Genomic DNA, 16,103 nt, shown 5'->3' with positions numbered 1-16,103 from the left:
CAAGAGCGATATGGGTTTATTTGATATCTACCTAATCTCTATACCTGTGTCTATCTAATAGCTGCCCTGCCACACGGCATATATCGGCACCCACAGTGCCGTAATACAACCACACGTTACATACAGGCTGTACTTATTACAGCCATGGGTAAGCTATGCGCATTAAAAGCATGAGGGCCATCTATGAGCGCAGATAAAGCAGCGCGTAAATCGCTGCATGCTATTCCACATAGTTCAGAATGGGAGGATTATCAGGCTGGTCCAGACCTATTGGTTAACACCGCGTTGAAGAGCGCTCAGAAGCTCTCCAAAGCGTTGTTTCATCTCCTGCCTAAAGAGCCAAAGGCTTGGGACCATCGAGAGTTTAAACGCGTTTGTAAGTGGCTAAAGCCTATGCTGGAGGCTTCTACACTGCTAAGGACAATGAGACAGTTCCGACTGCATCCTGACCTGGAAACATTCCTCGGCTACCCTGTTCCTGCGGAATTGGTCGATCTGCTTCGGCTACAGGCTCCGTTGATCCCTGCTGCAAGACAGCGGTTGGAGGCAGGACTCCAAGAGTACGTAACGCTATTACGTGAGAAGCTCAGCACACCGGAGCATCGTAAAGCTGTACACCGCTTTATGCTGGGGCCCAAGAAGAATCGAGCTAGCCTGGTCCGTTATATTGATGCGCTCTTTGAGCGACATCAGAAGCTGCTCGTGCTACGTATTGACTTGCACTATCAGGAGCGGAGACCACTTAGACTCCGTCACTCCCCAGACCAGCTACTCGGCCAGTTTCGCCGACTCCTGAACAACCGAAAGAACAACAGTATCTTTGATGACTTTGTAGGTTATGCGGCTAAGTTGGAGTTTGCTTCTCGTACGGGTTTTCACTTGCACTGCATGTTCATCTACAACGGCTCCGAGAGACGTGAGGATGTTGTTATCGCCCAGCAGATTGGGGACTACTGGTTAGAGCTGACTGGTGAGCAGGGACGTTACTACAACTGCAATTACCGCAAGCGCAGCTACAAGCAGCCTGGGATCGGATTAATCCACTACACGGACGGTAAGCTGCGCAAAAACCTCGAGCTGGCTATCGACTATATGACCAAACCAGAACTGTACATGAAGCCCCCCACCGGGGTGGGGCCGAAAGGGAGCGCAGGTAGAGTATTCTTTCGTGGAGAGCTCCCGAGCAAAACCCAGGCCAAGCCTGGTCGGAAGCGCAGCCGGGTGTATGTCAGCCCCAAGAATCGCCAACTCGGGGAGTCTCTTCGCTTGAGTGAGAGTGCGCTGGAGAATTTGCTAGGTGAGTGATGGGTCGAAAGGAAGCCTCGCCAGGCTTCCTAAGCTAGCAGCCCTTGCCTCCCAGTTCACGTGGTGTCTCTCATGGGGCCAAGAGAGTGCCATTCACCAAAACCAAGGGGCGGTACCTGCGCAGATAGCTAATCCAGATCCCAGTATTCGCTGGACTGTTTCGTCGCCGGAATATGCTCTTTGATAGCCTGTGAGGCTTTTATGCTCATCGGGCCGACCGAGAAGCTATCCAACCATGCACAGAACTCAGCTTCAGAACGCACAGTTGGCGGTGGGCGGGCGGTATCTTTTTGTTTAAAGTCGTAATGTAAAATGCCACCAGGCTTGAGCCATTTCCGAAGGTTTTTTTCCGTTCTATTCAATAGCTCTTTGTCGTTTTTCGGTGGTGGTGGAAAATCCCAGACCAACTTGCCTTCCTGAATCTCAAGCATCAATTGATCACGAATGACCCTGGCTGCATATTTGGCATCTCCGTTCCACCCTCTCAAGCCTCCTTCTGTGGTCTTACCACTGGGTTGCAGTTCTATAAGCAATTCTCGGGCTCGTGCTTTAACCCCGGCTAGTTTGATACTTCCCCGTTTAGCCTGTGCTTGTTTGCTAAGTGAGAGGAAGTAAAAAGCTGTATCGACAACACCGATGTAATAGCTGGCTTGGGTCAGATTGCCCCATGCTTGCTCATACCGCTGTTGCCGGAAGTCTAAGTAGGCAAGTCGTAGATATAGGCGAGCAGGCATCAGGATCTTAGGGGAAGTTACATAGTGCCCCTTTTCTGATTCAAACGGAGGTAAGTCAGTTGGCTTAGGCGCTTCACCGTGAATTTGCCAAGCACTTAGCCGCCGTTCGTTACGAAGAAGAACGCTACAGATCTTCGCCGTTTGCAGTAAGTCGGTTCGGGAAACAAACCCAAACTTGAGCAACTTGTTTTTTAGACCATGTGCCGCACCATGTAGGTGTTTGAGCTTATCGCGAAGTTTAGTGTCATCACGGTTGGTCGTTTCCATGTGTGTTCCCAGTTGGTACTACATGCTCTACTGAGTACCACACCGAAAACGGACAGTTAAGTCCGAGTTGTGCAAGTGTGAGCCTCGTCTCCTAAGTTCTCCAGAATCACCGGAGCTGAGCTTGGTCCCACTCGGAACGCCACCCGCGGACTGAGGATCACGTGATAGATAGACTGACCTCGCCCCAGTAGACGATCCTGCCCTAGAACGGCTGGGGCGTGTCTAGATCACTGGTGGCGATTCAACCCGCCATTGTTGGTGGTATCCATGTCAGCGCCGAGCCGATTCTGGATGCGGCATCTATATGCTCTGACCACCAGACCATCATTTCTCGGCGACGTTCCAGATAATCCGTGCGGTTGTATGCGCTACGTACTTCGTCTTTGTCAGAGTGCGCTAAGGCGGATTCTATAACGTCTCGATCAAATCCTCTCTCGTTAAGGGTCGTGCTGCCCAAAGCTCGCAGGCCGTGAGCGACCAAGGTCCCTTCATACCCCATTCGTTTCAAGGCCGCATTAGCCGTTTGCTCGTTGGTGTGCGTTTTGGGATTACGGATACCAGGGAAGATAAATTCACGATGGCCGCTGATTGGTCGCATGAGTTCCAGATAGGCAAGGGTCTGTGGTGTTAAGGGGACGTCATGCCCTCTGCGCTTCTTCATTCGCTCCGGTGGGATCCGCCAGAGTTTCTTTTCCATATCGATCTCTGCCCACCGAGCTCCGGCCGCCTCGCTGGGGCGAGCCAAGGTATGCAGGCTCCATTCGATGAGACAGCGGGTCTGCAAATTGATACTTGCCTTGGAAAGCCGGTTCATCAGTTCAGGTAACTGGTTGGGGTTAATGCTGGGCATGTGCTGTTTGGCTGGACGCTGAAATACCTTGCTGATCCCCGAGCAAGGGTTGGCGTCGATCAGACCAGAGTTAACAGCAAAGGTCATGATCTCGTTCACCCGTTGCGTGAGGCGACGCACGGTTTCGAGTTTTCCAGCAGCGGCGATAGGCTCGATGATCTTGATGGCTCGCTGTGCCTTTATTTCCATCACGGGCACTGTGCCTATCTCGGGGAACAGGTACATTTCGAGCGAGCGCCAGAGATCTTCGGCATAGGCTGGGGTGACGGAAGGGCGTTTGACATCAAACCAGCGCTTGGCGACAGCCTCAAAAGTATGCTCGCTCAGCGATAACGCGGCGGAGACCTGCTCATCACGATGGTGTTGGGGATCGATGTTTTGTTGCAGCAACATTTTCGCTTCGGAGCGCTTCTCTCTCGCGTCAGCCAACGACATCTCCGGCCAAGAGCCGAAGCTGATCATATTTCGTTGCTTAGTGAGAGGGCGGTAGTAGCGCAGGCGCCACAACTTGGAACCATTGGGCTTGATGACAAGCTCCAGGCCAGCTCCGTCGCAGAGGGTGTATTCCTTCTCCTTGGGCTTGGCTGCTTTGATCTCGGTTGGGGACAAGGGGCGAGTGATACGAGGCATAGGCATACGCTCCGGAAGGCATACAAAACGATATGCCTAACGATATGCCTAAAAGGACTGGATGGCAACGCACCCCATTGGACAGCATAAGACAACAAAAAACCCGCAAAGCCTTACGCCGTGCGGGTTTCTTGGACTTCGTTGGTCACTGTTGGACCGGTATTTGGTGGAGCTGGGGGGATTTGAACCCCCGTCCAAAATTACTACATCCTCGGTACTACATGCTTAGTCACTCTTTACATTCGCCAACACGCTGCGGAGAGACACGCCACGTACTGACTAGCTCGATTGGTTTTAATGCTTCCGCCCCGAGCAGGACTTCCACACGATCCTGTGAAGGATGACCTTCCGATTCCCTAGGACACAGGCAAGCTAGGGTAGAAGGGCTCAGCGCAGGTTATTAAGCTGCGAGTGCGTAGTTTTCGTCGTTTGCGACTATTTTTTTGCGGTTTATTAACGAGGCCTACCGCACCTCGGCATGCACCTTGGGTTTCGTGAATCTTGTCGAATCCAGAATCAGCCCCAAGTTGTCCATTGGGATTGTACGCAAAAAACCAGCCATGGCAAGGCGTTGGCGGACAATGAACTGAATTGACGTTGTGTTTGCTGATTTAATGGTCGTTATTGCTAATCAGGGCTGGGGGGAGTTGAATCCCGACCAAGACGGCGGGCCATACAAAGCAACACGCCGGACCCATGGGCCCGGCGTGACGGTGCGCTTGATTCTTGGCTTATTGCCTTGAGATCAGCCCAAGCGCTTGTTTTTCATGATGCGCGACTTCTCGCGATCCCACTCACGAGCCTTGGTGTCTTCGCGCTTGTCGTGCTCTTTCTTGCCTTTCACCAGGCCGATTTCCACCTTGACCCAGCACTCTTTCCAGTAGAGTGCCAAGGGCACTATGGTGTAACCCTGGCGAGCGGTCAGGCTCTCGAGCCGATCGATCTCGCGGCGGCTGAGCAGCAGCTTGCGGGTGCGAGTCGGATCGCATACCACATGGCTGGAGGCGGCATTGAGCGGCAGGAAGCTTGCGCCAAACAAGAAGGCCTCTCCCTGCAAGAAGATGACATAGGCTTCGCTGATGTTGGCCTTGCCTGCCCGCAGGGATTTGACTTCCCACCCTTGCAGCGCCAGACCGGCTTCTACTTTTTCTTCGATGAAGTATTCGTGGCGCGCGGCTCTATTGAGGGCAATAGTGCTGGACCCGGCTTTGTTTTTACTGTTGTTTTTGCTCATGACGGGCGCCTTCGGCGATGACTTGGAAGCCGCATTATACGTGGGTGGCGGCGGCTGTAAAACGCGCAACCGCTCGAATGATGACTTTATGAGCAGTTCCGGGGTGATTTTGGCTGGCAAGGTGATTTATAGGGGGAGTGAGGGCGGCGCTAAAACGCACAATTGCTCGAGTGACGGTTTTATGAGCAGTTTCGGCGGTGATTTTCGGCGATATGGTGATAAAATCCCGGAGATTGGATGAGGAAACCCCATGCCCCGTATTACCCGTAGTGCCCTGGTGATGTTCAGTGCCGAGCAGATGTTCCGGCTGGTCAATGATGTGGATGCGTATCCCGAATTTCTGCCGGGCTGTGTCGGCAGCCGCGTGCATGAGAGTGGCGAGGACTTTATGACCGCCTCCGTGGATGTGGCCAAGGCGGGTATCGCCAAGACCTTCACCACCCGCAACCAACTCGATGCCAATCGCCAGATCAAGATGGAGCTGGTCGATGGTCCATTTCGCAAGCTGGCGGGCTGGTGGACCTTCACCCCGCTGGACGTGGATGCCTGCAAGGTGGAGTTCGATCTCGATTTTGAATTTACCTCCAAGCTGATTGAGCTGGCATTCGGACAGATCTTCCGCGATCTGGTGGGCTCCATGGTGCTGGCGTTCTCCCAGCGCGCCAAGGTGGTGTACGGTGTCTGAGCCGCTGAATGTGACGCTGCGCTACCTCCTGTCGGGCCATGGGGCTTGGGCTCACACCGGGCTGCCGGTGCTCTCTCACCGCGACAGGGAGCCTCAAGATGCCTGATGCGCTCAATATTGAAGTGGTCTACGCCCTGCCGGACAGACAGACGGTGCTGGCGTTGCGGGTAGGGGCCGGTACAAGCGTGCAGGCCGCCATCGAGCAGTCGGGTATCCTGGCCAAGCACCCGGAGATAGACCTGGCGGTCAACAAGCTGGGCATCTATAGCCGCTTGGCCAAGGGCTCGGATCTGCTGCAGGACGGCGATCGCATCGAGATCTACCGACCGCTCACCGCCGATCCCAAAGAGATGCGCAAGAAGCGGGCCGAAAAGGCCAAAGAGGAGGGGCGAGCCGATGTGGTGACGGGGGGCCGTCCCGATGTGCACCGCAAGCAGGACGATGGTGAATCAAGCTGATCTGGGTGAATCAACCTGCATGTTAAAGGCGCCTCGGCGCTTTTTTGACGGCCATTTTACCGCGAACAGGCGGGATGGATGCACATCCGCGCGGGATTCATATTACCTGCAACCGCTCGTTTTCCACCGTCTCACCCCCCGCCTCCTGGCTGGCGAGGGCTATCATGGCGTGGGCTACCTGACTTGCCTCGATGGCGCGCCAGCGTCTGAAGCGTCCTCGCAGCAGCGGCTTGACCAGCGGGTAGAGGCTTTGGATGATTTGTTCGGACTTGCGGGGCGGCTGGCGATCGCCGAGCAGCATGGCGGGGCGGACGATGGCGAGCCGCTGCCACTCCTGAGCCAGCAAGGCCTGTTCCATCTCGCCTTTGGTGCGGGGATAGAGGGCAGGAGAGCGGGGATTGGCCCCCAGGCTCGAGACGACGATCAGCCGCTGGCAACCATGGCGGCGGGCGAGGGCGGCGAAGGCCAGCACATAGTCATGGTCGACCCGGCGAAACGCCGCATCGGAGCCAGCCTCCTTGCGGGTGGTGCCGAGACAGCAGAAGGCACTGTCCATGGGGGTAGGTAGCACAACCTCGTTCAGTCCCTCGAAGTCTACCGGCAGCCAGTGCCGACCGGGCAGGGCCTCTCCCGCCTTGCGGCACAGCAGGGTCAGTGAATGGCTGGGGTCGAGTTGGCGCAGCAGTTCCCGTCCAATCAAACCGGTCGCGCCCGCTATCAGGATGTGACTCAGGATGACCTCCTCAGGGTACTGAACGTGAGCCCTTGCCAATCACTGCGCGGGTTGGCGGCTCCTGTCATCGGGAGAGGGCTCATGTTTTTCCTTCCTGGCAGATAAAACAAAACCGGCCTTGGCCGGTTTTGGTGGATATCAGAGCGGGGTGGTGAAGGCCGCAGGTAACGGGAAGTCACCGCTCGCCGTGGCCAGCCGGTCGCCGACAAACTTGACGGTCAGCTCCTTGCGCTCCTTGTCACCTCGGCCCGGTTGGAACTCATACAGGTAATACCAGGTGTCGGGATCGAAGCTGTCGCGCATCATGGGGGAGCCCAGCACGAACTCGACCTGCTCGCGGCTCATGCCTTGGCGCAGTTTGTCGACCTGCTTTTGTTCTACATAGTTGCCCTGAGGAATATCGATGCGATAAACCAGGCTGCAACCAGAGAGAGTGAGAGCGGTCAGTGCCGCGGCAATCAGGTGTTTCATCCGCATAACGAGTTCAGATCATCCATTCAAGTCTTTTTAAGCTCGGCAAATCATACCCACTCCCTTGGCGGAAGTAAAAAGCCATTGATCCATCAGCCAATAAAAAGGGTCGGCAGGCGCCCCTTTCTGCCAACTGATGTGTTGCATGGGGGCGACAGAGGGCGAGGCCACTCTGCGTGGCGCGCCTGTCGTGGGTTGGCACTGCCGCAGATCTCTTTCAAGGGGGCTAATTTCTACCTCGCGTTCTGGACCTGGATGCAGGGTGGCAGACAGGGGCGTGACAGGGATTGGCAACGCCATGTTTCCAGATCGCAATGGAAAACGTTTTTCAAGTAATTCATTAAGTTAGCAAACGTTTTGCGCCAAAAATGTCACTGTCAATGCAAGGAAGTGTGAGTTGCTTCAAGGAATTGGAAAGCGCTTTCGACCATAGTTGGCGCCTCCCCAGTGAGGGGAGTGAAGGATGTGAAAGTCCCATTAAAGAATCATCTTAACGTGCGCCCTGACCATGTCGGCCGGGAGCAACCAGGAGTCCGCTATGTCTGATGTTTTCCACTTAGGGTTGAAGAAGGCCGATCTGCAAGGTGCCACCCTGGCGATTGTTCCTGGCGATCCCGAGCGCGTGAAGCGTATCGCTGAGCTGCTGGATAATCCTGTGTTCCTGGCAAGTCACCGTGAATTCACCACCTGGCGTGGCGAGATGGGCGGTACTGCCGTGATCATCTGCTCTACCGGTATCGGCGGCCCGTCCACCTCCATCGCGGTGGAAGAGCTGGCCCAGCTGGGTATCACTACCTTCCTGCGCATCGGCACCACAGGCGCCATACAGCCGCACCTGAACGTGGGCGACGTGATAGTGACTACAGGTTCCGTGCGCCTTGACGGTGCCAGCCTGCACTTCGCACCCATGGAGTTCCCGGCCGTGGCCGACTTCGACTGCACCACTGCACTGGTCAACACTGCCAAAGAGATGGGCTCCAAGCTGCATGTGGGGGTGACCGCCTCTTCCGACACCTTCTACCCGGGTCAGGAGCGTTACGACACCGTATCCGGCCGCGTAGTGAGTCGTTTCCAGGGTTCCATGAAAGAGTGGCAAGCCATGGGCGTGCTGAACTATGAGATGGAATCTGCAACGCTGCTGACCATGTGCGCCAGCCAGGGGCTGCGTGCTGGCATGGTTGCTGGCGTCATCGTCAACCGCACTCAGCAAGAGATCCCGAGTGCTGCCACCATGGCAAAAACCGAATCTGATGCCATCAAGATCGTGCTGGGCGCTGCCCGCAAGCTGATCTGATAGCACCTCTTGTTATCAAGAGGACCGAGTGGGGGTGGGGGCCGTTGCGAAAGCACGGCCCCTATCTTTTTATGGGAATTGATAGCCGAGCGCCTTGAGGGAATATCTCGGCTTTGGCGAGAACAGGTTTAGAAAGGGCAGTCGCAGACCGCGTTTATGCGCTCATTAGTGAGGGGGTGATTGAAGCTGAGGCGATGGGCATGGAGCATCAGGCGCCCGGCAAGGGCATGTGCGGTGCCGCCGTAGAGATCGCAGCCCAGCATGGGATAACCCAGTTGCTGACTGTGAATGCGCAGCTGATGGGTGCGACCCGACTCCGGGTGCAAGGCAACCCGACTGATGGGGATCATGGCCCGCTCGCCATGGGGCCAATACTCTCGGGCCAGCACCCGATAGCGGGAGCGGGCCGGTTTCCCTTCCTGGGCGCAGATCTTCATCAAGGGAAACTGGGCCGGATCCTTGGCAATGGGAAAGTCCATCACCCCTTCATCCTCGACCAGATGACCCTGGAGCAGCGCCAGATAACCCTTCTCGACGGTGCGTTCACTGAACTGGCGGCAGAGTGCGGCATTGACGACCTTGTTGAGTGCAACCAGCATGAGCCCCGATGTCCCAAAATCGAGGCGATGAACCAGGGTGCAGCCGGGAAAATCCTGCACCAGTCGATAGTGAACCGAGTCGAGGTTTTGCGCATTCTTGCCGGAGAGACTGAGCAAGCCGGAGGGCTTGTCGATCAGCAGCAACGCCTGGTCCCGATAGAGGATGCGGATCTCTCCCTGACAGGGCGGGGCGATGAAGTTGTCGATGATGGCGGGGTTGGGCATAGGCTGGCGGGGCGGCTTGGTTCGAAAGGGATGGGCGGGCATGATACACCCAGGTGTCCGGCTTGGCACGGCTTGTGGTCGGGAGCCTGATAACAGGGATGCGTCTGATCCTGACCCAGAGGGGGGCTGCGACGAATGCTGCCATGGATTCTGTGACTGGAGCGCGGGATCCTGCGACCCTGAGTTGCTAAGGTAGGAAAGGAGTGGGCCCGGGTTGAGCCTATGGGGCTGAGATTGGATTGAGGAGGGCAGTGATGGACAAGGTGCCAATGATATTACTGCTCTGCCTGCCGCTCGCTGGTTGCAGCAGCCCGTTTGAGCGATTGTGGGCCGGGGTGGCCGAGTGTCACCTCGATAGCCTCTATCTCGATGCCAATAGCCTCAAGCCGGGTAATGCCGAACTCGCTCATTTTACGCCCTACAAGGTGGCCAATGGCTTTGCCTGGTATCGCACGCGGGAGACCCTGGGGGAGGTGCCCATCAGCGGCTTTCTGATCCCGACCTCGACCTTTGAGGTGCATGCCCTCTTCATCGATGCGCCCATCGCCAATGCCCGCCACCTCATGGTGGCGCGCTATGGCAATGATTTTTCTGACGAGGCCAGACACAATGCTGGCGAGGCGCCTCTCTTGCTGCGCGACCCCAATAATCCCAAGCAATCCATTCTCGATTGCACGCGGGATGAGAGTGGGGAAACGACGCCGGATGAGCCTTTGACTGAGTAGGACCAGGATGAGCGGCGCTCTTTAGCCAGGGAGGCTACACCGAAGGGAGGTGTCGCGGATCAGGGATAGCCCAGGATCTGCTTTATCTCGTCAATGTGGGCCGCGACCCAGACGGGATTGATGGGACCCCAGTCACTGATCCGGTAATGGCCCTGCTGATGACGGGCCCCCGGGGTTTGCTCGAACTCGCACAGCAGATCCAGTTCGGCCAGGGCGCAGAGGGTGTCCTGGGCGGTGCGTCTGGGCATGCCAGTGGCGGCCATGATGGCCACCACTGTGTCTGTGCCGGTCGCTATCAGATGAGCAAGATAGAGACGACGATAGAAGCTGGTGCGGGTCTTGCTGGCACCTGTGGCTCCCTCTTTACTCATATCTCATCCTCTACGCGCTCGAAGTAGCGCCACAACGCGAGGGCGGATTTACCGATAGCCAAGGCCCAGATCCCGAACCAGAACCAGCGGAAGAAGCTCCAGCTGGAGGCGTTGGCGTCGGTGGTGGTCTTGATCTTGGTGACGTTCGGGAACATGGAGAACATGTTCACCCGCCAGCCGTAAGAGGTGATGATGGCCAGTTTCTTCTCGAACTCCATGGATTTGGCCTTGGCCTGAACATCGGCGGCATCAAACTTGAAGTAGAAGGGGAAGCCCCAGCCGGTATCTTCATTGCGAAACACCCGGATCTTCTCGCCGGGGCGCTCGGTATAGATGTAATACACATCCGTGGTCGGGCCATCAGCCGGGTTGTTTTTGCTGATGGGGCCATCCTTGTCGGTGCGCTTCACCTCGACCCCCGTGATGGTGGCGATGGTGTGCTCAGGCAAGTAGTAATCGAGCCAGGTGGCGGACAGCAGGGCGATGAGCCCCAGGATGATGAAGGCGGGCTTCCTGAACTTCAGATTCATAATGCTCTCATAAGCGGGGCGTTGGCGTGCCTCTACCATACCGATATTTGCCGGTCAGGCACAGCCCCCAATGAAGCCAATATGTAAAAAGGCCGTTTTAAACAATGACGAAAGGGGGCCTGGATCGGGCGAGAGGCCCGCAGGCGGGGCCTCAGTCTGGGCATGGAAAGCGGGTATCACAACTGGAACTGGGCCAGATGCTTGCGCTGCTGTTCGGCGAGCTGTGACAGCTCGTGACTGGCGGCTGCGCTCTGGCTGATACCGGCGGCACTCTGGTGCACTATCTCGTAGATGTTGGTGATGTTGCGGTTGATGTCTGCGGTGACGCAGGACTGCTCTTCGGCGGCAGTGGCCACCTGGGCATTGGCGCCGTTGATCTGGGTGACCGCCTCTGTGATGCCCCCCAGCAGATCGTGCACTTCGGCGGAGAGGCGCTGATTGTGCTCAAGGATGGTGAGGGTCTCCTGAACGCCGTTGTTGGCGGACTGGGACTGGCTCTGCAACTGCTCGATGATCCCCTGGATCTCCTTGGTGGAGTCCTGGGTGCGGGCCGCCAGCAGGCGCACCTCGTCGGCGACCACCGCGAAGCCGCGACCGGTTTCCCCGGCGCGGGCGGCCTCGATGGCGGCGTTGAGCGCCAGCAGGTTGGTCTGCTCCGAGATGCTCTGAATCACCTCAGTCACCTTGCCTATCTGCTCGGACTGGGACTTGAGGCGCGCCACCACGCTGGCGGCGCTCTCCAGACTGCCCGCCATGCGGCTGTTGGCCTGGATGCTCTTGGCAAACAGGGCCAGCCCCTGTTCGACCCGGCGGTGGGCGTCCCGTGCCAGCTCGTCGGCCAGGGCGGCATTGTGGTTGACGTTGTCGGCGGTGCTGGCCAGTTCGGTGACGGCGGAGGCGACCTGTTCGGTCTCGCTGCGCTGCTGCTGGGCGTTGGCCTCGGACTGGGTCATGACGGCGGCCAGCTCGGTGGCGGCGGAGGCCACGTTGCCGCTGATGCCGGTCAGGGCATGGATAGTGCTGCCCAGCTGGCTCAGGGTCTGGTTGATATCCTTGGCCAGCTGGCCCAGCTCATTATTGCCCTCGGATCTGGCGCGCACGTTGAAGCGCCCCTGAGCGACGGCGTGCATCACCTCCTGCAACTGGCCGATGGGCTGGACGATGCGGCCGGAGAGCCACCAACCACCGCAGAGCGCTGCGAGTAGCGTGGCTGCCATCATCAGCAGGGTTTGCAGCAAGGTGGCGCGATAGTGGGCCTGCTCCAGGGCGATCTCCTGCTGAGTCAGCTGGTTGATGTGGGCCGACAGGGTGTCTATCTGCCTGATCAGCTGCTCCCCCAGCTCGCGAAAGCGCAGCCGGGCCTGCTCATCGGCGGCGGGATCGCCGCCCCCCTGGAATCGCTGGGACAGCAGCGGCAGCATGGTGCTGCGGGTGTGGGCCAAGTAGTCTTGCAGGGCGGCGGCCACCTGGCGGTTGTCCTGCTCGGTGCCGGGGATGACCAGTCGGGACAATATGGTCCCTAGCTCCTGCTCGGCGGCAGTGAGGATGGCGGGCAGCTCGGCGAAGCGGGCCTGATCGTAGAGGCCGTAGATGGCGTTGGTGCGTAGCCGGTAGCTGGTGTGGATCAGGGCGGCGATATCATCCTTGTGGCGGGTGACGCTGGTGGTCGTTTCGTTCATGTTCATGATGGCGCCGTCTATCGCCTGTTTGCTGACGACGGCCATCAGGATCATCAAGAGGCTGGCAAACAGGAGGGGGATGAGCACTTGCAGACGGATAGACAGGTTATTCAATGACATGAAAGTTCCTAACCCTAAAGAGGTGTGAGGCGGCATCTTACACAGGCGCGACAACGCTTGTCACAAGGTTTTTAATGCTGAAATCTTGCTGAAGGAAATGATTTTCTTGTGTTAAAAGAGTGTGATAGGCAAGATCCTTTGCTTATTACCATGGAGGTGTAGTGTGTCTGACTGGTTCGATCCGGCCATCTTGGCCCTGTTTATTCCCACGTTTTTCTTCGTTTCCGTGACCCCCGGCATGTGCATGACCCTGGCGATGACCCTTGGCATGAGCCTGGGGGTACGCCGTACCCTGCACATGATGTGGGGTGAGCTGATTGGGGTCGGCCTGGTCTCGGTGTTGTCTGTGGTCGGGGTGGCGGCCGTGATGCTCAATTATCCGAGTCTCTTCTCCGCGTTCAAATACGTGGGGGGAGCCTATCTGATCTGGCTCGGCATCCAGATGTGGCAAGCCAAGGGCAAGATGGCCATCCCGGCCGATCTCTCCACCGTGCAGGAGACACGCCCGCTCACCCTGGCGATGCAGGGTTTCGTCACTGCCATTGCCAATCCCAAGGGGTGGGCCTTCATGGTCTCCCTGCTGCCTCCCTTCATCAATGCCGCCAAGCCAATGACACCGCAGATAGGTGCCCTGGTGGCGCTGATCCTGGTTATCGAGTTCTCCTGCCTGATGCTCTATGCGAGTGGCGGTCGCACCCTGCGTCACTTCCTCGCCAAGAGCGGCAACGTGGCGCTGATGAACCGCATCGCGGGCACCCTGATGATTGGGGTCGGGCTCTGGCTGGCCCTGGGCTGAGTCACTCATTTGCCAGCTAGCAAAATGCCCCCCTCTTTGGGAAAGAGGGGGGCATTTTTATGGGCGCTCACGGCTCAGAGAGTACGGCGCTTGAGGCGATTGACCCAGGGATTGGCGCTGATGCCGTGCAGTATCACGCTGAGCAATATGGTGCAGAGCACCGTCTTGATGATGGGATCCTGACCGAGCAGGGCGGGTTTGTTCTGCAGTACCATGACGGCAAAGACGATGCTGGCCAGACCGCGGGGGCCGAACCAGCCGACAAACAGCTTGAGCTCGAGTGTGAGGCCGGTGCCCAGCAAGCAGATCCACACTGGCAGCATGCGCAGCAAGGTGAGGCTGGCCAGGGCATAGAGCCAGTATTGCCATTCGAGCAGGCTGCCCATGATGGGCAGCATGGTGGCGCCAAATACCATCCAGATCACCACGGAGAGCAAGTCACCATACCCCTCGCAGCTGTCGAGATACTCGTGCTTGTGTTCGCCAAACCGGTAGCCTATCAGCAGACCGGCGACGAAGGCGGCGATGAAGCCGCTGCCTCCCAGGGTCTGGGCCAGGGCGAAACTGAGCAGGGCCAGACCCGGCAGGGTAAGCTGGCGCCAGAGCGGCAACTGCCAGCCATTGAGGTAGGAGAGCTTGAGCAGCCAGAGGGTAAAATGGCTGAGCCCCAGCGCGACGGCCACGCCTATGCCAATCTCCTCGAGCATCAGGCTGAGCGCCAGGGCGCCGGTACCCTGGTGCTGCTCGGTCGGGGCGATCAACGCCAATAGCAGCAGGATCACCGGTACGCAGATGCCATCATTGAGTCCGCTCTCCTGATTGAGCCCCTCCCGTATCGGGGCGGGCACGGCAGGATTGCTGACCACGGCCTGGCCGAGGGCGGCATCGGTCGGGGTCAGTATGGTGGCGAGGATGGCAAGTTCGAGCAGGGGAAGATCGGGAAAGAGCCAACGGCCGAACAGGGCGCCGCCGACCAGGGTCAGGGGCAGGCCAATCAGCAGCAAGCGGATCGGCAGGCGACGGTTGGCTTTCAGCACCTGCCAATCGGTATTGGCGGCATCGCTGAACAGCACTATCACCAGGGTCAGTTCGGCCAGCAGCTTGATCCCCTCGTTGTCTATCTCCAGGGTGAACAGCTTGAGACCGCCGGGGCCAAGCAGGGCCCCCGCCAGCAGGAACAGCAAGGGGCCATTGATGAGTTTGGATTCGAAGCGGCCAGCTATCAGGCTGTAGACCAGCAAGAAAGCGGCGATGATGGTCAGATTCTGGTAGATGAGGCTCGCCTCCATGGGGTCAGTCGGTCAGGCAGTCTGGGTCGAACACGAACTCGCCGTCCAGCCAGCGCACTATCTCATCGACGCAGGCTTGATCTCGGAACGGCAGATAGCGGGCCCGTAGCCGGGTGATCTGTTCCGGGTCGAGCTGGGCCAGGCCTATGTCTTGAAACAGTGGCAAGTCGGCCTGGATCATGGCCGAGATCTGCGGGCCACAGGTGGCATTGAGGGAGGCGTGCAGCGCCTTGTCCGGATCATACTGCTTGCCGAGCCGATAGCTCATCGGCAGCGTCGCCAGCGGCAAGGCCGAGAGTGCCGCCTGCTTCATGGGGTTGACGCCGTGGCCGGAGGTGAGCTCCAGCAGGTCGGCTGGCCTGTGCTCGAAGGCGCGCAGATACAGGTAGCTGCTCGCCTTGCTGCCATCATTGACCGGGTAGTTATCCCACAGGAAAGGCTTGCGACCGAGCAGCTCGCTGACCTGCTTGAGGTGCGAGGCTGGGTATTCGCTTGAGCACACTTTCTGGCCTGTCCAGAAGATATCGAAACGCTGATCCAGCCCCTTGCCTATGTCTTCTAGATAGTTGGCCGGCATGGCGCCAAACACCTTCTCCAGCACGGGATCGGTCGAGTAGTAGCTGGGGCAGAACAGCAGGCGACGGGACTGGCTGTGGGCGGCGATGTCATGGGCAATCTTGATCTGCAAGGGGGCGAGCTCAGGGCTGTCACCCACCATGTCGTCAAACAGCACCGCCAGTATGTCCGGGGCCAGCACGTCGTCGATGACCCTGAGCTTCTCGAGCAGGGCTGGACGTTGACGCTCGTAGTCGTGATGGGCGCCCATGGGACTTAAGCCCACACCAAAGGCCAGACCGTTGGCGCGACACTGCTCGGCAAACTGGCGCAGGGCGTTGAGGTGCGCCTCTGGCCAGGGCAGTGCCCAGTGCTTGCGCAGATAACCGTCATCCTTGGGGGCATACAGATAAAAACCATAGCCGTGGCGAGGTAGCCACTGGGCGTAGTGGGCGCGAGCGGCCCAGCTCCAGCCTTTGCCAAAGAAGCCCTCGATGAGACCGAGGTGGGGGTTAGGCGCGCCAGCGCCCGACATCAGGCTGTGCTCAGACAT

Annotated in this window: 18 protein-coding genes and 1 other RNA gene; 7 read left to right on the top strand and 12 right to left on the bottom strand. The window is 58.2% G+C overall.

What is annotated here, in order from left to right; all coding sequences use genetic code 11:
• Positions 1 to 183 precede the first annotated feature (183 nt).
• Positions 184 to 1,305: an inovirus Gp2 family protein gene (locus M2366_RS02530; RefSeq protein ID WP_259268860.1), complete on the top strand. Its 1,122-nt coding sequence runs from the start codon at positions 184 to 186 to the stop codon at positions 1,303 to 1,305.
• A 128-nt stretch (positions 1,306 to 1,433) separates the two neighbouring features.
• On the opposite strand, the gene M2366_RS02525 is transcribed toward M2366_RS02530, so the two are convergent.
• From M2366_RS02525 to smpB, 4 genes are all read right to left on the bottom strand, one after another.
• Entirely contained in the window at positions 1,434 to 2,306 is an 873-nt protein-coding gene (locus M2366_RS02525; RefSeq protein ID WP_259268859.1) for a hypothetical protein, read from the bottom strand.
• Positions 2,307 to 2,547: 241 nt separating this feature from the next.
• Entirely contained in the window at positions 2,548 to 3,786 is a 1,239-nt protein-coding gene (locus M2366_RS02520) for an integrase domain-containing protein (RefSeq protein ID WP_259268858.1), read from the bottom strand.
• Between the two features lie 164 nt (positions 3,787 to 3,950).
• Positions 3,951 to 4,310, bottom strand: a transfer-messenger RNA (tmRNA) gene (gene ssrA / locus M2366_RS02515).
• Between the two features lie 221 nt (positions 4,311 to 4,531).
• On the bottom strand, positions 4,532 to 5,020 hold the full coding sequence (smpB, locus tag M2366_RS02510; RefSeq protein WP_042043909.1) for an SsrA-binding protein SmpB: 489 nt from the start codon (positions 5,018 to 5,020) through the stop codon (positions 4,532 to 4,534).
• Between smpB and M2366_RS02505 the strand changes: the two genes are divergently transcribed.
• The 3 genes from M2366_RS02505 to M2366_RS02495 all read left to right on the top strand — a co-directional run bounded on the left by M2366_RS02505 (position 4,995) and on the right by M2366_RS02495 (position 6,163).
• On the top strand, positions 4,995 to 5,261 hold the full coding sequence (locus M2366_RS02505; protein ID WP_259268857.1) for a hypothetical protein: 267 nt from the start codon (positions 4,995 to 4,997) through the stop codon (positions 5,259 to 5,261). The two genes, smpB and M2366_RS02505, sit on opposite strands and share 26 nt — an antisense overlap.
• Before the next feature lie 9 nt (positions 5,262 to 5,270).
• The gene (locus tag M2366_RS02500) at positions 5,271 to 5,705 is read left to right on the top strand and encodes an SRPBCC family protein (protein ID WP_042043911.1); all 435 of its coding nucleotides are present in this window, start codon (positions 5,271 to 5,273) and stop codon (positions 5,703 to 5,705) included.
• Between the two features lie 98 nt (positions 5,706 to 5,803).
• Positions 5,804 to 6,163, top strand: a complete 360-nt coding sequence (locus tag M2366_RS02495; protein WP_224432536.1) for an RnfH family protein — start codon at positions 5,804 to 5,806, stop codon at positions 6,161 to 6,163.
• Between the two features lie 97 nt (positions 6,164 to 6,260).
• Here the strand turns inward: M2366_RS02495 and M2366_RS02490 are convergent, their stop codons facing one another.
• Positions 6,261 to 6,896: an NAD(P)H-binding protein gene (locus M2366_RS02490; RefSeq protein ID WP_259269101.1), complete on the bottom strand. Its 636-nt coding sequence runs from the start codon at positions 6,894 to 6,896 to the stop codon at positions 6,261 to 6,263.
• A 138-nt stretch (positions 6,897 to 7,034) separates the two neighbouring features.
• Positions 7,035 to 7,373, bottom strand: coding sequence for an outer membrane protein assembly factor BamE (locus M2366_RS02485; protein ID WP_042043914.1), 339 nt, complete (start codon positions 7,371 to 7,373; stop codon positions 7,035 to 7,037).
• Between the two features lie 532 nt (positions 7,374 to 7,905).
• Here M2366_RS02485 and udp point away from each other — a divergent pair.
• The gene (gene udp, locus M2366_RS02480) at positions 7,906 to 8,661 is read left to right on the top strand and encodes a uridine phosphorylase (RefSeq protein ID WP_042043915.1); all 756 of its coding nucleotides are present in this window, start codon (positions 7,906 to 7,908) and stop codon (positions 8,659 to 8,661) included.
• 128 nt (positions 8,662 to 8,789) lie between these two features.
• Here the strand turns inward: udp and M2366_RS02475 are convergent, their stop codons facing one another.
• Complete coding sequence (locus tag M2366_RS02475; protein ID WP_224432537.1) at positions 8,790 to 9,527, bottom strand: RluA family pseudouridine synthase; 738 nt, start codon at positions 9,525 to 9,527, stop codon at positions 8,790 to 8,792.
• Positions 9,528 to 9,739: 212 nt separating this feature from the next.
• On the opposite strand from M2366_RS02475, the gene M2366_RS02470 reads away from it, so the two are divergent.
• Positions 9,740 to 10,210, top strand: a complete 471-nt coding sequence (locus tag M2366_RS02470; RefSeq protein ID WP_224432538.1) for a hypothetical protein — start codon at positions 9,740 to 9,742, stop codon at positions 10,208 to 10,210.
• 59 nt (positions 10,211 to 10,269) lie between these two features.
• Here M2366_RS02470 and M2366_RS02465 read toward each other — a convergent pair whose 3' ends face one another.
• The 3 genes from M2366_RS02465 to M2366_RS02455 form a co-directional block, all read right to left on the bottom strand.
• On the bottom strand, positions 10,270 to 10,581 hold the full coding sequence (locus tag M2366_RS02465) for a helix-turn-helix domain-containing protein (RefSeq protein ID WP_042043919.1): 312 nt from the start codon (positions 10,579 to 10,581) through the stop codon (positions 10,270 to 10,272).
• A complete protein-coding gene (locus tag M2366_RS02460; protein WP_042043920.1) occupies positions 10,578 to 11,111 on the bottom strand; it encodes a DUF1523 family protein in 534 nt (177 codons plus the stop codon). The genes M2366_RS02465 and M2366_RS02460 overlap by 4 nt, the downstream gene beginning before the upstream one ends.
• A gap of 176 nt (positions 11,112 to 11,287) precedes the next feature.
• Positions 11,288 to 12,910: a methyl-accepting chemotaxis protein gene (locus tag M2366_RS02455; RefSeq protein WP_224432539.1), complete on the bottom strand. Its 1,623-nt coding sequence runs from the start codon at positions 12,908 to 12,910 to the stop codon at positions 11,288 to 11,290.
• 163 nt (positions 12,911 to 13,073) lie between these two features.
• Here M2366_RS02455 and M2366_RS02450 point away from each other — a divergent pair, with 163 nt between their 5' ends.
• Entirely contained in the window at positions 13,074 to 13,706 is a 633-nt protein-coding gene (locus M2366_RS02450) for a LysE family translocator (RefSeq protein ID WP_042043922.1), read from the top strand.
• A 74-nt stretch (positions 13,707 to 13,780) separates the two neighbouring features.
• On the opposite strand, the gene M2366_RS02445 is transcribed toward M2366_RS02450, so the two are convergent.
• Positions 13,781 to 14,995: a sodium:proton antiporter gene (locus M2366_RS02445; RefSeq protein ID WP_259268856.1), complete on the bottom strand. Its 1,215-nt coding sequence runs from the start codon at positions 14,993 to 14,995 to the stop codon at positions 13,781 to 13,783.
• Between the two features lie 4 nt (positions 14,996 to 14,999).
• Positions 15,000 to 16,103 (bottom strand): protein O-GlcNAcase, encoded by a 1,104-nt coding sequence (locus tag M2366_RS02440; RefSeq protein ID WP_259268855.1) that lies wholly within the window; start codon positions 16,101 to 16,103, stop codon positions 15,000 to 15,002.

It is taken from the genome of Aeromonas sp. BIGb0405 (assembly GCF_024807335.1).
Taxonomy (GTDB): domain Bacteria; phylum Pseudomonadota; class Gammaproteobacteria; order Enterobacterales; family Aeromonadaceae; genus Aeromonas; species Aeromonas rivuli.
The sequence above is the reverse complement of the archived record's forward strand: the minus strand, read 5'-3'. Positions and strand labels throughout refer to the sequence as shown.

Coding starts and splice junctions, on each gene's coding strand:
- smpB (WP_042043909.1), bottom strand. CDS start 5,020: ATGAGCAAAAACAACAGTAAAAACAAAGCCGGGTCCAGCACTATTGCC.
- M2366_RS02455 (WP_224432539.1), bottom strand. CDS start 12,910: ATGTCATTGAATAACCTGTCTATCCGTCTGCAAGTGCTCATCCCCCTC.
- M2366_RS02500 (WP_042043911.1), top strand. CDS start 5,271: ATGCCCCGTATTACCCGTAGTGCCCTGGTGATGTTCAGTGCCGAGCAG.
- M2366_RS02445 (WP_259268856.1), bottom strand. CDS start 14,995: ATGGAGGCGAGCCTCATCTACCAGAATCTGACCATCATCGCCGCTTTC.
- M2366_RS02460 (WP_042043920.1), bottom strand. CDS start 11,111: ATGAATCTGAAGTTCAGGAAGCCCGCCTTCATCATCCTGGGGCTCATC.
- M2366_RS02485 (WP_042043914.1), bottom strand. CDS start 7,373: ATGCGGATGAAACACCTGATTGCCGCGGCACTGACCGCTCTCACTCTC.
- M2366_RS02495 (WP_224432536.1), top strand. CDS start 5,804: ATGCCTGATGCGCTCAATATTGAAGTGGTCTACGCCCTGCCGGACAGA.
- M2366_RS02440 (WP_259268855.1), bottom strand. CDS start 16,103: ATGTCTGAGCACAGCCTGATGTCGGGCGCTGGCGCGCCTAACCCCCAC.
- M2366_RS02520 (WP_259268858.1), bottom strand. CDS start 3,786: ATGCCTCGTATCACTCGCCCCTTGTCCCCAACCGAGATCAAAGCAGCC.
- M2366_RS02465 (WP_042043919.1), bottom strand. CDS start 10,581: ATGAGTAAAGAGGGAGCCACAGGTGCCAGCAAGACCCGCACCAGCTTC.
- udp (WP_042043915.1), top strand. CDS start 7,906: ATGTCTGATGTTTTCCACTTAGGGTTGAAGAAGGCCGATCTGCAAGGT.
- M2366_RS02530 (WP_259268860.1), top strand. CDS start 184: ATGAGCGCAGATAAAGCAGCGCGTAAATCGCTGCATGCTATTCCACAT.
- M2366_RS02525 (WP_259268859.1), bottom strand. CDS start 2,306: ATGGAAACGACCAACCGTGATGACACTAAACTTCGCGATAAGCTCAAA.
- M2366_RS02470 (WP_224432538.1), top strand. CDS start 9,740: ATGGACAAGGTGCCAATGATATTACTGCTCTGCCTGCCGCTCGCTGGT.
- M2366_RS02475 (WP_224432537.1), bottom strand. CDS start 9,527: ATGCCCGCCCATCCCTTTCGAACCAAGCCGCCCCGCCAGCCTATGCCC.